Source organism: Cupriavidus malaysiensis, assembly GCF_001854325.1.
GTDB lineage: Bacteria > Pseudomonadota > Gammaproteobacteria > Burkholderiales > Burkholderiaceae > Cupriavidus > Cupriavidus malaysiensis.
Genome location: NZ_CP017754.1, coordinates 357454 through 372276, shown reverse-complemented (window position 1 = coordinate 372276; position 14823 = coordinate 357454). Strand labels below are relative to the sequence as shown.

At 72.3% G+C, this 14823-nt stretch carries 10 protein-coding genes; 4 read left to right on the top strand and 6 right to left on the bottom strand.

What is annotated here, in order from left to right; all coding sequences use genetic code 11:
* Positions 1-32 precede the first annotated feature (32 nt).
* The 4 genes from BKK80_RS01515 to BKK80_RS01500 all read left to right on the top strand — a co-directional run bounded on the left by BKK80_RS01515 (position 33) and on the right by BKK80_RS01500 (position 4081).
* On the top strand, positions 33-1013 hold the full coding sequence (locus tag BKK80_RS01515; RefSeq protein WP_071068486.1) for a tetratricopeptide repeat protein: 981 nt from the start codon (positions 33-35) through the stop codon (positions 1011-1013).
* 268 nt (positions 1014-1281) lie between these two features.
* Positions 1282-1647 carry a glyoxalase superfamily protein gene (locus tag BKK80_RS01510; RefSeq protein WP_071068485.1) on the top strand — a complete coding sequence of 122 codons (366 nt, stop codon included), beginning with the start codon at positions 1282-1284 and terminating at the stop codon, positions 1645-1647.
* A gap of 50 nt (positions 1648-1697) precedes the next feature.
* Positions 1698-2786: an NAD(P)H-dependent flavin oxidoreductase gene (locus BKK80_RS01505; RefSeq protein WP_071037683.1), complete on the top strand. Its 1089-nt coding sequence runs from the start codon at positions 1698-1700 to the stop codon at positions 2784-2786.
* A gap of 257 nt (positions 2787-3043) precedes the next feature.
* Positions 3044-4081, top strand: a complete 1038-nt coding sequence (locus tag BKK80_RS01500) for a helix-turn-helix transcriptional regulator (RefSeq protein WP_084545447.1) — start codon at positions 3044-3046, stop codon at positions 4079-4081.
* A gap of 64 nt (positions 4082-4145) precedes the next feature.
* Here BKK80_RS01500 and BKK80_RS01495 read toward each other — a convergent pair whose 3' ends face one another.
* The 6 genes from BKK80_RS01495 to BKK80_RS01470 all read right to left on the bottom strand — a co-directional run bounded on the left by BKK80_RS01495 (position 4146) and on the right by BKK80_RS01470 (position 14810).
* Positions 4146-6983, bottom strand: coding sequence for a winged helix-turn-helix domain-containing protein (locus BKK80_RS01495; RefSeq protein ID WP_236903709.1), 2838 nt, complete (start codon positions 6981-6983; stop codon positions 4146-4148).
* Between the two features lie 46 nt (positions 6984-7029).
* The gene (locus BKK80_RS01490; RefSeq protein WP_071010562.1) at positions 7030-7290 is read right to left on the bottom strand and encodes a hypothetical protein; all 261 of its coding nucleotides are present in this window, start codon (positions 7288-7290) and stop codon (positions 7030-7032) included.
* On the bottom strand, positions 7287-9302 hold the full coding sequence (locus BKK80_RS01485; RefSeq protein WP_071068484.1) for an acetoacetate--CoA ligase: 2016 nt from the start codon (positions 9300-9302) through the stop codon (positions 7287-7289). The genes BKK80_RS01490 and BKK80_RS01485 overlap by 4 nt, the downstream gene beginning before the upstream one ends.
* Positions 9296-10195, bottom strand: coding sequence for a hypothetical protein (locus BKK80_RS01480; protein ID WP_071068483.1), 900 nt, complete (start codon positions 10193-10195; stop codon positions 9296-9298). Before BKK80_RS01480 ends, BKK80_RS01485 begins: the two co-directional genes overlap by 7 nt.
* A gap of 103 nt (positions 10196-10298) precedes the next feature.
* Positions 10299-12560, bottom strand: coding sequence for a hydantoinase B/oxoprolinase family protein (locus BKK80_RS01475; RefSeq protein ID WP_071070605.1), 2262 nt, complete (start codon positions 12558-12560; stop codon positions 10299-10301).
* Positions 12561-12680: 120 nt separating this feature from the next.
* Positions 12681-14810: a hydantoinase/oxoprolinase family protein gene (locus tag BKK80_RS01470; RefSeq protein WP_071068482.1), complete on the bottom strand. Its 2130-nt coding sequence runs from the start codon at positions 14808-14810 to the stop codon at positions 12681-12683.
* Positions 14811-14823: the final 13 nt, after the last annotated feature.

The window sequence follows — 14823 nt, the reverse complement described above, 5'->3', positions numbered from 1 at the left end:
CCAGAGGACCCAGAGGACCCAAGGGGCTCTGGATGGCCGCCGCCACGGCGGCGGCCTTGCTGGCCGGCTGCGCCGGCAGCGCTGTGCAGAACGACGGCGCGCCCGCCGCCCGGCCGGCGGCGGGCGGCACGGCCAACACCGCCAGGGCCGACGCGGCGGCGCTGACCACCTCGGCGGCGGCACGCGCCGAACGGGGGCGCACGCTGGAGCAGATCCAGGCGCTGCAGCGTGAGCGGCGCTACTACGCCTCGCTGGCGCATATCGCGGCCTACCAGCAGCGCTTCGGCGCCGACGCCGACCTGCTGGCGCTGCGCGCCGCCGCGCTGCGCGAGACCGGGCAGGAAGCCGAGGCGGCGCAGGCCTACCGCGACCTGAACCGCCAGGGCAAGGCGGTGGACAGCCACTACGGCCTGGGCATGATCGCCACGCGCCAGGGCGACTTCGCACTGGCGGCCGGCGAGCTGCGCCAGGCGCTGGCGCTGGAGCCGCTGAACCCGCAGATCGCCAGCGCGCTGGGCTATGCGCTGATGCGCGCGGGCGCGCTGCAGGAGGCCAAGGCGCCGGTGATGCAGGCGCTGGAGCTGGACGGCGCCAGCCCGGTGGCGGTGAGCCGTGCGGCGATCTGGCTGACGGCCAGCGGCCGCCGCCACGATGCGCAGTCGCTGGTACGCGTGGCCAAGCTGCCGGCGGCGGCGCGGCGCGAGGTCGACAAGGAATCGGCGCTGGTGGCGCAGGCGGTCAGGAAGCAGGCCCTGCGCGCGGCGCAGGAGGCTCGTTCGGCCAACTCGGCCAACTCGGTGCCGCCGGCCCAGCCGGCCCAGCCGGCACCGGCTGCGCCGGCCGCCGCCACGGCACAGTCGCAAACGCTGGCCCAGGCCCAGCCCCTGGCGCGCAGGCCGATCAAGATCGTGCTGACGCCGACCGCGCGCCTGGCCGTGGCCGGCCAGGCGATCCCCGCCGTGCCGGCGGCGGGCGCCACCACCACCGTGGCGGCCAGCTCGGGCGGCAACTGACGACGGGCGGGCACGGCGCCGGCCGGGAGCGGCTGGTAGCGGCTGGCGCACCTGCCGCTGCCGCCGGCACAGCCTGTGCCGGAGCGGGAATGCGGAGACGGCCGCAAGCGGCGGCCACGCGGCACGGCTAGAATGTGGCGATTGCCTCGCCTGGCGCGCCGACGGCACGCCCCGGGCAAACCCCGCCCGCAGGCGGCAAGGATGCGGCAGCCACTGCCTCGCTCCCCGCTGGCCGGCACCCACGCTCTCCTCTCCCAGGACCCGCGCCATGCACCTGTCGTCCGCCATCCCCATCCTGCGCATCTTCTCGGTCGAGCACGCCAAGGCCTTCTACCTCGACTTCCTCGGCTTCACGCTCGACTGGGAGCACCGCTTCGAGGCCAGCTTCCCGCTGTACGCGCAGATCCGCCGCGACGGCCTGACGCTGCACCTGAGCGAGCATCACGGCGACAGCACGCCGGGCTCGACGGTGTTCGTGCCGGTGCAGGACATCGACGCGCTGCATGCGGAACTGGCCGCCCAGGACTATCCCTATGCCCGTCCCGGCATCGACACGCTGGACTGGGGACGCCAGTTGCAGGTGGCCGACCCCTTCGGCAACCGGCTGCGCTTCTGCGAGCTGAACCCGGATTGAAGCAGGGCCGCCACCGCCCGCTCCCTCGACGCCACCCCCAGCGAGTCGCCATGTCCTTCCTGCCCTCCCGTCTCCCCATCATCCAGGCCCCGATGGTGGGCTCCCTGAGCCCGCTCGCCATCGCCGTGTGCGAGGCCGGCGGCCTCGGCTCGCTGGCCTGCGCGGCACTGTCGCCGGCGCAGCTGCGCGAGCAGATCGCGGCGATCCGCGCGGCCACGCCGGCGCCCTTCAACGTCAATTTCTTCAGCCACACCGCGCCGCCGCCCGACGACGCCGCCCAGGCGCGCTGGCGCGAGCAGCTGGCACCCTACTACGGCGAGATCGGCCTCGAGCTGTCGGCGGCCGGCAGCGGCCCGGGCCGGGCGCCCTTCGACGAGGCCATGTGCGCGGTCGTGGAGGAGACCCGGCCGCCCGTGGTCAGCTTTCATTTCGGCCTGCCGGAAGCCGGCCTGCTGCAACGGGTACGGGCCACCGGGGCCATGATCCTGTCGTCCGCCACCACGGTGGAAGAGGCGCGCTGGCTGGAAGCGCGCGGGGTCGACGCCATCATCGCGCAGGGCAACGAGGCGGGCGGCCACCGCGGCATGTTCCTGACCGGGGATATCCATGCGCAGCCGGGCCTGTTCGCGCTGCTGCCGCAGATCGTCGACGCGGTGCGCGTGCCGGTGATCGCTGCCGGCGCCATCGCCGACGGGCGCGGCGTGGCCGCTGCCTTCGCGCTGGGCGCGAGCGCCGCCCAGATCGGCACCGCCTACCTGCTGACGCCGCAGGCCGGGCGCTCGGCGCTGCATCGCGCCGCGGTGCGCGCGGGACGCGACGACACCACGCGCCTGACCAATCTCTACACCGGCCGGCCCGCGCGCGGCCTGCTGACGCGCTTCATGCGCGAGCAGGGCCCGATGAGCGAGGTGGCGCCCGCCTTTCCGCTCGCCACCGGCGCCGTCGACCCGCTGCGCGCGGCCTTCGAGAAAGCGGGCCGCGACGACTTCTCGGTGCTGTGGTCGGGCGAGGCGGCCGCGCTGGCGCGCGAGACGGATGCGGGCGACCTGACGCGCGAGATCTGGGAAGCGGCGCGCCGCTGCGCCGGGGGCGTGGACGCGGCACTGGCGCGCCAGCTGGACACGGCCCGCGCCGGCTGAGCGGCTGAGCGGCTGAGCGGCTGAGCGGCTGCAGCACCGGCCGGACACAGCCGGCCCGGCACCCGCCCGGCGCGCCAGCGGCGCCGGCATGCAGCGCAGTATCATCGTTGCCGGCAGCGTCCCGCGCTCTTGCGGCACCCTTTAGCGGGCACCTTGCCGGACCGCTTACCGCCGTCCTTGATCGCCGTCCTTGATCGCCGTCCTTGATCGCCGTCCCTGAGCGCCGTCCCTGAGCGCCGCCCCACATCGCCCCCGCCATGGCAGACGACACACCGCCTCCGCCCAGCCAGACGGGCGCCGGACCGGCGCCACCGCTGGCCATCGTGCATGGGCACTTCGACGTGAGCGTCGCGCCGGCGGCCGGCCAGCTGCTGGCCTGGCGCGAGCGGCTGGGCATGATCATCGACGTGCTGCCTTCGCGCGCGACCATCGCCCTGCCGTTCCACGGCGTGATGGACCGCTACGAGGTCGGCGACCTGCTGTTCACCGACTCGGAGACCGACCAGGTCACGCAGGAACGCACCATCGCCCGCATCTCGCGCGACAACCTGCGCCGCATCGCCTTCCACATGGTGCTCAGCGGCGCCAACGGCTGCGTGGTGGGGCGGCCGGCCAACCGTGCCGGTTCAGCGCAGGAAGTCGGCATCCTGGCGATCGACCTCGACCAGCCCATCTTCGCGCAGCGCGACGCCTGCCGCCACGCCACCCTGTTCGTACCGGGCACACGCCTGCAGCACCTGTTCCCCGACCCCGGCGCGCTGCACGGGCGCGTGCTCGGCCCGCACCAGCCCACCGTGCGCCTGATCCTCGCGCGCGCGCTGCGCCTGGCCGACGGCATCCGCCACCTGGCCGCCGAGGCCGCCTGCCGCGAGCTGCTCGCCCTGGTGGAGCTGATCGCGGCCGCCTACGCCGAGGCCGCCGGGCTGCGCGGCGGCAAGCGCGCCATCGCCCGCGCCATGGCCTTCGACCACGCCCGCCGCTTCGTGCACGCCCACCTGACCGACAGCGAGCTGACCCCCGAGTCCGTGCTGCAGGCGCTCGGCCTGTCACGCCCCAGCCTGTACCGCCTGTTCCAGCACGAAGGCGGCCTGGGCGCCTACATCCGCCACCTGCGCCTGCGCGCGGCGGCCGACGACCTGGTGCGCTACCCCGGCCTGACGGTGCAGGAGGTGGCCTATGCCGTGGGCTTCCAGAGCGCGTCGGATTTCACGCGCGCGTTCCGGCGGGCTTATGGCATGGCGCCGCTGGAGATGCGGCACTACGGCGGCGCGCGGGACGGCGAGCAGGCGGAGTAAGCGGTGCGGCCCCAGGCGGGGGCGGCAGGGCCGATGCAGGTGAAGGCCGTGTGGCGGACCACCCCTAGCGGCCTGATGGCCCTGACGGGCCCGGCGGACGCACACGCAGGATGGCCTGCGCGCGGTTCTTGACGCCGAGCTTGAGGTAGAGGTTCTTCAGGTGGAACTTGACGGTGTTCTCGGACAGGTAGAGCTGCTGCGACATTTCCCGGTTCGATGCGCCGCTGCACAGCAGGCGCAGGATCTCGCGCTCGCGCTGCGAGAGTTCGCCGTTGCCGGTGCCACCGGCGGGGAGCGGGTCGGCCAGGCCAGCGGCCAATCCCGCAGCCGGGAATGCTGCCGGCAGTGCCGCCGCCACGGCGGCGGGCTCGGGCGGCGGCGCCAGCAGGCTGGCGACTTCGGCGCCTTCGTCGAGCAGGGCGCGCAGGCAGCCGCCGGCGCGCGCCGTCTCGCGGGCCTGCAGCAGCAGGCGGCCGGCCTGGCGCGGCTGGCCCTGGTAGTGCAGCAGTTGCGCCTGCAGCACGGACAGCTTGAGGCTCAGCAACGGCCGCGCCGGCGTCATGGCCTGGGCCGCCTCCAGCAGTCCGGCGGCCTGGCTGAGATGGCGCTGGTACAGCGCCAGGCGGATGCGTCCGAGCACCGGCCCGCTCAACAGCTCCGTGACCGATAGCCAGCTGCCGTCGGGCGGCGCCTCCTGGCCGGGCACCTGGCGCAGCAGCTTGTCCACCAGCGCGGCGTCGCCCGCGGCGGCCGCCATGCGCAGCCGCTCCCAGGCCACCATCTCGCGCACCACGCTCCAGCGGCTTTCGAAACCGATCCGTTCCAGCGTGTCGAGCGTGTCGCTGGCGCGCGCGGGGCGTCCGCGCAGCTGGTGCAGGCGCGCGATCGCCACCATCGAGAGGGCGACGAACTCCGGCACCGCGGCGCGCGTGATGTCCTGTTCGAACTGGGCGGCCAGGGCCTCCGCGGCATCGAGCTGGTCGGCCTCGTAGCTGGCCCAGATGCGTACCGCCCCCAGCGCGGCGGCGGCCATGCCGCGTTCCAGGCGCGGCCGCAGGCCCGGCGGATAGGGCGGCGCGCCGGTGGCCTCCAGGGGCCGGGCGCGGATGACCTGCAGCAGGCAGCGCAAGGCGAGCGTGTAGCCCTGGCTGAAGGCGGCCTGGGCGCGTTCGTTGTGGCTGTCGGCCAGCACCAGCAGCCGGCGGATGTCCTCTTCCTGCCATTGGGCCATCGCGCGGAAGGCCAGCAGGTTGGCCGCGGCGCCACGCTCGAAGGCGACGAAGCGATCCGGCGCCGGCTCCTGCACCGCGGGCACGTCGGCCAGCCGGGCGGCCCCGCGCAGGTCGCCGCCGAACATGGCGGCCATGGCCAGCACGACGACCGGACTGTGCCCGGCCGCGCCGGCGCCCGCTCCCCCGTCCCCGCTGTCTCCGCTATCCCCGCTGTCTCCTGCCTTCCCGTCGCGCCCATCTTCCGCGCCGCTGCGCGCCAGGTGGGCCAGCAGCGGGTGCGGGCCGGCGGCGCGGCGCAGGAACACCAGCGCCCAGGCGATCTTGATGGCCAGCCCCTCGCGCTGGACGATCTCGTGCGGCGGCAGGCGGTCGAACCAGTCCACCACCGTGACCAGCTCGGCGCTGGTGATCAGGCGCGGTGCCCACCCGTCGAGGATCTCCATGGCCAGCGCGAATTCGCGTGCCTCCACCGCATGGAACATCGCCTCTTCCGGCGTGCCGTGCCGCGCATGCCAGTGGGCCGCGCGCCGGTGCACGGCGCTGGCCTGGTCCGGATCCTCGCGCGTCAGCCGCTCGGCGAGGAAGCTGGCGAACAGGCTGTGGTAGCGGTACCAGCCGGGGCTGCCCTGCAGGGCCTCCAGGAACAGGCCGGACTGCTCCAGCTGGCGCAGCCTGGCGGTGCCGTCCGCGCCGCCAGCCACCTCGTCGCACAGCGGACCGCTCAGGCGCCGCAGCAGCGCTGTCTTCTGCAGGAAATCCTGCATCTCCGGCGGCTGCATCGACAGCACGTTCTCCGACAGGTATCCGGCCAGCGCCAGCGGCTCGCGCTCGCGCAGGGCGTGCAGTTCGTCGAGGGCGCGCGCCATGCCGGGCCGCGCCATCGACAGCCGGAACAGTTGCAGGCCGGCGGGCCAGCCTTCGGTGCGGCGATGGATCGCGGCGGCGGTCTCGGCGTCGATGCCGTCCGCGTCCGCGTCGGCCTGCGCGCGGCCCCCCTCCGCCCCCAGGAAGGCCGCGGACTCGGCGGCGGAAAAGCGCAGGTCCTCGGTGCGCAGCACCATGGCCTGCTCGGCGACCAGCAACGAGCTGAGGCCGATGTCGGGCAGGCTGCGCGAACCGATGAAGACGCGGCAGCGCGGCGGCAGCGCGCGCAGCAGGTCGCGCAGGAAACGCAGGATCACCGGGTTGTGCAGGCATTGCACATCGTCCAGGCACAAGGCTGCCGGCGTGGCGATGCGGGCGAGCTGCCCCAGCGTCCAGTCCAGCATCTTGTCGGCCGCCACGCGCGCCGCCACGCCGGCCACGGCGGCGCCGGCCTGCTCGGCCAGGCGGGCGACCAGCGCGGCGAAATGGACTTCGAAGCGGTGCGGGTCGTCGTCGTCCTCGTCCAGCGTGAGCCAGCCGGTGGCCCAGCGGCGGACGCGGCACGTGTCCATGGCCTGCTGCAGGAAGGTGGACTTGCCCCCGCCCAGCGAGGCCTGCACGATCACCACGCGCGGCGCGCCCAGCGCCAGCACGCGCTCCAGCAAGGCATGGCGCACGATGGCGCCGGGCCGTGCCGGTGGCGCGAACAGCTTGTGCTCGCGGATCTCCACGCCCGAGCCGGACGCACGGCGGCGCGGCGCGCCGGTACGGCTGCCGCGTTGCGGAGGGGCGGGAAGGTCGGCCACGGTCAGTGCGGGAGGGGATGGCGGGCGGGAAGGCTCGCCAACGAGCTTAGCGGCCGCCCTGCGCGGGGGCAAGCGGGGTTTCCCGCGGGACCCGGGCCGGCGCGCCGGCGGCGGCATCCGCCGCCTCACCGCGCTCGGGCAGCGGCGGCGACCAGCCGCCCACGCGCGCGAAGGCGGCCAAGGCGGCGAGGGGGTTGCAGCACAACGGTGCCAGCCCGGCGTAGCCGGCGCGCGGATGCTCCTGCGGGCAGGCCGCACCGGGTCCGGCCGGCTCTGCCATGGCGGCCATGGCTTCCACCGCGCTCATGCCGGCACCTCCGTGCGCGCGAAGGCGACATAGGCATCCAGCGCCGCCGGGTCGGCCATGGCATCGCGGCTGGCCGCCTGCTCGGGCGGGCGGCCCATCAGGATCTTGCGCACGGGCACCTCCATCTTCTTGCCGGTCAGGGTGTAGGGGATGCGCGCCATCGCCACCATCACGTCCGGCACATGGCGCGGGCTGCACAGGGTGCGCAAGCGCTGCGCGATGCGCGCGCGCAGCGCGTCGTCGAGCGGCACGCCGTCGCGCAGCCGCAGGAACAAGGGCATGAAGAAACGCCCGCCCGGCAGCTCGCAGCAGACCACCAGGCTGTCGGCCACCTCCTCCATCTCTTCCACCACGCGATAGATCTCGGCCGAGCCGATGCGCACGCCGTAGCGGTTGAGAGTGGAATCGGAGCGGCCGTAGATGTAGCAACCGCCCTGCGGCGTCAGGCGCATGAAGTCGCCATGGCGCCAGGTGCCGGGGAAGACCTCGAAGTAGGACTCGCGGTAGCGTGCCCCGTCCGCGTCGTTCCAGAAGCCGATGGGCATGGAGGGCGCCGGCCGCGTGACCACCAGTTCGCCGACCTCGTCGACGACCGGTTCGCCGGCGTCGTTCCACACCTCGACCGCCATGCCGAGCATGCGCGCCTGGATCTCGCCGGCATGCACCGGCAGCAGCGGCACGGCGCCGACCAGGCCGCTGCACAACTCGGTGCCGCCCGATTGCGAGGTCACCCAGAGGTCGCGCTTGACGCTGCGGTAGAACCAGTCGAAGGTCTCCGGCGTGCTGGGCGCCCCGCTCAGCACCACGCTGCGCAGGCGCGCGAGGTCGAAGTGCCGGCCCGGCTCGAGCCCGTCCTTCTCCATCATCTGCACATAGGTGGGGCTGGCGCCGAAGCTGGTGGCGCCGGCGTCCGCCGCCAGCCGCCACAGGCAGCCGGGGCCGCCATGCACCGGGCTGCCGTCGTACAGCACGGCCGCGGCTCCGGTCATCAGCGCGGCCACCAGCAGGTTCCACATCATCCAGCCGGTGGTGCTGTAGAAGAACATCACGTCGCCGGCGCGCAGGTCCATATGCAGGTGCATCAGCTTCAGGTGCTCGACCAGCACGCCGGTGTGGCCATGGACGATGGGCTTGGGCAGGCCGGTGGTACCGGACGAGAACACGATCCACAGCGGGTGGGCGGCATCCACGCGCGCATAGCGGAAGGCCGCGCGCGGCACCTCGGGCCCGGCCAGCAGCGCGTCCCAGGCCTGCACGCGGCAAGGCAGGTCCGGCAGGTCGGCCGGCACGCCGCCGCCCAGCACCGGCAGCCACACCAGCTGCTGCAGCGACGGCAGCGCCTGCGCGATCTGCACCACTTCGTCGCGGCGGGCGAAGTCCTTGCCGCCGAAGCGGTAGCCGTCGGCGGCGATCAGCACCTTGGGAGCGATCTGGCGCAGGCGGTCCACCACCGAGCGCACGCCGAAGTCGATCGCCGCCGACGACCACACCGCGCCGATGCTGGCCGTGGCCAGCATGGCGACGGCGCAGGCGGGCACATTGGGCAGGTAGGCGGCGACGCGGTCGCCCGGCTGCACGCCGAGTTCGCGCAGGCGGGTGGCGAGACGGCGCACCTGGCTGCCCAGCTCGCGCAGGCTCATGGCGCGCAGCGGCTGCGCTTCGGTGGCGTGATGGAAGGCGATGCGCCCGCCCTCGCCATCGGCCTCCGCCTGTTCCTCGTGCCGCAGCACGTGCTCGGCATAGTTGACGCGCGCGTCGGGAAACCAGCGCGTATGCGGCATCGGCGCGCCGTCGGTGACGCGTGTCGCATCGCCGTCATAGCGCACGCCGCACCAGTCCCAGATCGAGCGCCAGAAGGCATCGGGCTGCTGCACCGACCAGCGGTGGAGCGCGGCGTAGTCGTGGCACGGCTGGCCGCGTGCCTCACCGAGCCAGTCCATGTAGCGCTGCAGGTTGGAGGCGCGCGCCTGCTCCGCGGCTGGACTCCACAGCCACTGGCCTTCGCTCACCATGCCCCGCTCCTCTCGCGCAGCCGCGCCAGCGCGGCCAGTACCGACTCCGGCTCGGCTGCAGGCGGAATCGTGGCGTGGTCGAAGGCGCCGGCGGGCGCCGCGGGCAGCGGCTCGCCCTGCCAGATGCCGGCCGGCACCGCCACGCCGCTCAGCACGCCTTCGAGCGGCGCCGGCGCGATGACGAAACCGGGCAGATGTCCGCCCGGCAGCGCGATCGCCTCGGGCAGTTGCAGCCCGTAGCTCCAGCCGTAGTGCGCGGCCACATTGGCGACCGGCTGGTACAGCTCCAGGCACAGCGCGGCGCTGTCCGCATCGGGCCAGGGGCGGTCTTCCTGCAGCAGCACCGCATCGATGCCGCTGGCGCCGAAGTGGCGCAGGAAGTCGGCGCTGTAGGAGGCGGCGGCGTCGAGGCTGTCCTCATCGGCCTCATCGACCTCACCTTGTCCCTCCCCCGCCACACCGGCCGCGGCCGCCGCGAGCCGCAGCCACTGGCGCGGTGCCGGCACAGCCAGCGCGATGAGCGTGCCGGGCAGCGCGGCGCGCAGCCCGGCCAGCAGCGCCGCCACGTGATCGCGCAAGGCGGCGTCGGCGAGCCACACGCGCAGCGGGCCGGCCGGCCGTGCCGCCTTGTCCGCCATCGCCTGCCTTAAGCTCGACGAGGCCGACGCGGCAGGCGCACCCGGCGCCTGCGCGAGCAGCGCGCGCGCCACCTCGCCGGCCGGCAGCGTGACGACGTCGGAGCGCAGCAGGCCCTGTGCCTGGCGCATCCAGGCCAGCGTCGCCGCCACGTCGCGCCAGGGCGCCTCGCCGCCGGCCAGCAGCCGGGCGGCGTAGCCGCCATGCTCGAGCCACAGCAGCCGCCGCGCCTGCGCGGCTTGCTTCAAGCTATCCATGATGTCTCACCTGTTTCGTTGCCAGGGCCTGCCGCCTGCCTCGCTTCCTGTGCGCTGCACCAGCATGCGGCGGGCCCGTGGAATGGACCGGATGCGCCGCGCCTCAGCGCGGCAGCGCCGGCGCACCGCCCTCGAGCGCGGCCAGCCGCGCCTCCAGCTCGGCGATGCGCACATCCTTGGCGTTGAGCATGAAGGCGCCCTGCATCTGCTCGGCCGGCACCTTCACGCGCTGCCCCATGGTGGTCATGTAGATGGTCTTCGGATCGTCCCAGCTGCCGAAGTAAGGCAGGCCCGCCGGCGGTTCCGGCTTGACCCATTCACGGCAGAAGGCATCGAAGGGCTTGCCGCGCGCGATGCGCTCGCGGCGCGCCGCCGCGCGCAGCTCGGTGGTGGCCTCGACATCCACCACCAGGGTCTGCGCGTCGTAGGCCACGCGGTAGATGTCGCGCGCGTTCTCGTGCGACATCAGGTCCTCGCGCAGGTCCTGCATGACCAGCTCCGGATCGCGTTCGAGCACGTCGCCGTAGCCGCCGCCCGAGCCCTGGCAGATCATGTAGATCTCGCCCTCGTTGCAGAGCTCGAAGGTCATGCCCATGTCGTGGCTGCTGTACTGCGCGCCAGGGATCGGCCGCTTGTTCATCAGCTCGACGATGTCGAACACCTCGACCGTCTTCGGCGCGGCCTTCAGCACCTCGAAGATATTGATGCCCTTGATCTTCATCAGCTGGTAGCTGGGGCAGGAATAGCCGCCGAACAGGCCCTGCGCCGACGGGAACTTGGAGCCCTCGCAACCGGTCATGAAGCCCCACAGGCCGGACCCGCGCGCGGTCGCGATCTGCTCGTAGCCCATGCCGCCGCGGTACTTGCCCCAGCCGATGCGGTCCTTGGCCAGGCGCTGGGCGCCGAGCCGGATGATGGGCGTGTCTTCCTCGGCCACCTCGTGCTCGCCGGTATCGCACATGAAGCCGAACACCGGCGAGATCGAGTGCTCGCCGTCGGCATGGCTGCGCGCGCCCTGGCCGTTGCCGTTGATGTCGGCGCAGAAGTTGCCGGTGACGTCGCCGTGCTGGGTCAGGCCGCCATAGATGAAGGTGGCGGCCTGGTCGTACTGCGAGGCGATGATGGCCGAGTAGCGGTGCGGCAGGCTGTAGCTCAGCTTGTTCATCGGGATGGTCCACACCACGCAGCCCTTGAACAGCGGCATCAGGCTCATCGCCTGCGGCATCTCGCCCTCGGCATCGAGGATGGAGTTGCGGTCGGTCAGGATCTCGATGGGCGACAGCACCGCCATGGTGTGCGGCAGGTCCGGCCAGATGTTCTGCAGCAGGCCGGTGCACAGCGCGGCCTTGAAGGAGGCCAGGTTGGTGTTGACCGAGCGGTTGAGGAACTGCGGCGAGGAGCCGCGGAAGTCCATGGTCATGCGCTCGCCCTTGACGGTGATGGCGCACGAGATCTTCTGCAGCGCGTTCTCGCGCAGCGTGGAGTCCATGAACTGCAGCACGCGCGTGGTGCCATCCGGCAGCTCGCCGATGCGCCGCCGCATCTCGCCCTCGACATCCTCCAGGTGGGTGCGCAGCGTGCCGATCAGCGCGTCGCGGCCGTACTGGTCGAGGATGGCGATGATGCGCTCGCGCAGGCGCAGCACGGCGTGCAGCTTGACCTTCATGTCCTCGAGCTGCAGGCGCGGATCGCGCACCGAGTTCTGCAGGAAGGTGACGAGGTCGCGCTTGAGCTCGAAGTTCTCGACGATCTTGAACGGCGGCATCTTGATGCCCTCGTCGTACTTGCTCTCCGCCGCGGCCGGCAGGCCACCGGGCTCGGTGGCGCCGTTCTCGCCTTCGTGGATGGTCGAGGACAGCCAGCACACCAGTTCGCCGCGGTAGTACAGCGGCATCATCATCGACTGGTCGGTGTTGTGGATGCCGCCGTAGCGCGCGTCGTTGTGGATGAAGCCGTCGCCGTCGCGCACACCCACCGTCGGGTCGTTGGTCCAGTTCTTGACGATGAAGCGGATCGGGTAGAAGCAGCAGGCGGCGAAGGCGATGATGCCGTGCGGCGCGATCATCGACAGGTCGCCCTGCGCGGTATAGATGGCGGTGACCAGGTCACCCCACTTGGCGCCCGGGGCGGCGCCCATCTGGTTGACCATGGTGAAGGCCTCGGACAGGGCCGCGTTGATCAGGCCGCGCACATGGTGGACCTGGTGCGGGTCGAGGCCGCGGCGCAGCACCGCATCCTCCTGCGGCGAGCGCGGCAGGACGCTGTGGTTGCGCATGATCTCGGGATCCGGGCCGAGGAAGAGCGTGTTGTCGGCGAGGAATTTGTCGAGCAGGGCGCGCTCTTCGGCATTGCTTTCGTGTGACATGCTGAACTCCGTCTCCATCTGTTCTGTCGTGTGCGCCGCCGTGGGCATCGTCGCCTGCATCGTCTTATGCATCGTGTGCGACGTCGTGCGCACGGCCTTGCGCAAGGTGTCGTGCGGCGCCTACCGGCGCAGGAACCAGGCACCGCCCTGCGCCACGGCGCGGTAGGTCCAGCCGGGTTCGACCAGGTAGGTGGTGGCGCGCGTGGTGATCACGGCGGGGCCATCGATCTGCGTGCCTTCGGCGCGCGCGCGGTCGTCGTACACCGCGGTCTGCAGCGGTGCGTCGTGGCCGACGAAGTGGCACTCGCGCCAGGCCACCGGCTCCGGCGGGGCCAGCGGCTCGCCGCGGATGGCCAGGCTGGCGAAGCGGACCGAGGGCTGCTCGACATAGGCGCACACGCGCAGGGTATTGATGCGCACGCCGGTCTCCGGGCTCTGCGAGCCTTCGCCGAAGCGCTCGCCATAGCGCGCGTGGAACAGCTCCATCAGCTGCAGCACGTCGCGCTGCGAGCGCAGCCGCGCCAGCGGCGTGACCACCGCGGTCTGCACGCGCTGGTTGCCGTAGCGCATGTCCAGCTCCAGCCGGTAGCGGATCAGTGCCGGGTCGAGCCCCTGGCGCACCAGGTCCTCGCGCCCGCGCCGCTCCAGTTCCTCGACGCCGCGGTTGAAGGCGTCGAAGTCGCCGAAGAAGCTGCGCGTATTCGGATTGAACAGCACGGTCCAGGTGTTCATCTCGTGGATGTGCATCTGGTTCACGGTGCCGGCGCCGCAGGCCGAGAAGGTCGACGAGTACGGCGGTGCCAGCACCTTGCTGACGCCCAGCGCGGAAGCGATGCCGCAGGCATGCAACGGACCGTTGCCGCCGTAGGCCAGCACGGTGAAGTCCTTGGGCTCGTAGCCGCGCGTGCGCAGCTCGGTGGCGATGCCGTTGGCCATGGCGGCGTCGACCTGCTTCTTGACCAGCTTGGCGACCTCGATCACGTCGAGGCCGAGCTCATCGCACAGGGCGTCGCGCATGACCTGGCGGGCGCGCCGCACATTGAGCGGAATGCGGCCGTTGGCGTAGTGCTTCGGGTCGAGGTAGCCCAGCAGCAGGTCGGCATCGGTCACGGTGGGATGCTGGCCGCCGCGGTCATAGCAGGCCGGACCGGGATCGGAGCCGGCCGACTGCGGCCCGATCTCCACGGTCTTGTACATGCGCTCGTAGCGCGCGATGGAACCGCCGCCGGCGCCCAGCGCCACCAGGTGCACCATCGGCACGCTGACCAGCCAGCGGTCGATCACCGGGTTGAAGTCATAGAACTTCAGCCCGCCCTGCACCACGATGCCGATGTCGAAGCTGGTGCCGCCCATGTCGGTGGCCACCACATTGCCCAGCTCGGCCGCGGCCGCCAGGTACTCGCTGGCGGCGATGCCGGAAACCGGCCCCGAGTGCACCGTCTGCAGCGCATCGGTGGAGTTGAGCTGGGCCATGCCGCCCGAATTGTGGTTGACCAGCATCGGCTTGAGGTAGCCCTGCTGGCGCAGGTTGAGTTCGAGCGTGCCCAGGCCGTGGTACATGATCTGGTGCAGGAAGGCGTCGACGATGGTGGAGGTGGCGCGCGCGTACTCGCCCTTGCGCCCCACCACCTGGTGCGACAGCAGCACCGGCACCGCGCCCAGCATGTGGGCCGGGTATTCCTCCAGGAAGATCTCGCGCACGCGCAGTTCGTGCGCGGGGTTGACCACGCTGTTGGTGAACATGACCACCAGCGCCTCGGCCCCGGCATCGACCAGCTCGCGGATGCGCAGCCGCACATCGTCTTCGTCCAGCGCCCAGAACACCTGGCCCAGGTAGTCGACGCGCTCGCGCACCTCGCGGATCATCGGGATGGGAACCAGGGCATCGGGGCGGGCGGCGTTCGGGATGTCCATCTGCTCCGGCTCGCTCAAGCCCTCGCCATAGCCGCGTGCACGCGACAGCGGTACGGTGTGCTTGAAACCGGTGGTGACCAGCAGGCCCACGCGCGGGCCCTTGCGCTCGATCAGCGCGTTGGTGCCCAGCGTGGTGGCGTAGCGCACCGAGTCCACCTCGGGCAGCAGCTGCTGGGGCGTCAGCGCGAGCTGCCGGCAGGCATCGGCCAGCGCGTCGTTGAAGCCCACGGCGAGGTTGTGGTGCGTGGTGAGGGCCTTGCCTTCCACGCACTGCTCGCCCCAGGCGACGAAGCAGTCGGTGAAGGTGCCGCCAATGTCGACGGAAACGCGTTTCATCTGTGGCTCCGTG

Coding starts and splice junctions, on each gene's coding strand:
- BKK80_RS01515 (WP_071068486.1), top strand. CDS start 33: ATGGCCGCCGCCACGGCGGCGGCCTTGCTGGCCGGCTGCGCCGGCAGC.
- BKK80_RS01510 (WP_071068485.1), top strand. CDS start 1,282: ATGCACCTGTCGTCCGCCATCCCCATCCTGCGCATCTTCTCGGTCGAG.
- BKK80_RS01505 (WP_071037683.1), top strand. CDS start 1,698: ATGTCCTTCCTGCCCTCCCGTCTCCCCATCATCCAGGCCCCGATGGTG.
- BKK80_RS01500 (WP_084545447.1), top strand. CDS start 3,044: ATGGCAGACGACACACCGCCTCCGCCCAGCCAGACGGGCGCCGGACCG.
- BKK80_RS01490 (WP_071010562.1), bottom strand. CDS start 7,290: ATGAGCGCGGTGGAAGCCATGGCCGCCATGGCAGAGCCGGCCGGACCC.
- BKK80_RS01485 (WP_071068484.1), bottom strand. CDS start 9,302: ATGGTGAGCGAAGGCCAGTGGCTGTGGAGTCCAGCCGCGGAGCAGGCG.
- BKK80_RS01480 (WP_071068483.1), bottom strand. CDS start 10,195: ATGGATAGCTTGAAGCAAGCCGCGCAGGCGCGGCGGCTGCTGTGGCTC.
- BKK80_RS01475 (WP_071070605.1), bottom strand. CDS start 12,560: ATGTCACACGAAAGCAATGCCGAAGAGCGCGCCCTGCTCGACAAATTC.
- BKK80_RS01470 (WP_071068482.1), bottom strand. CDS start 14,810: ATGAAACGCGTTTCCGTCGACATTGGCGGCACCTTCACCGACTGCTTC.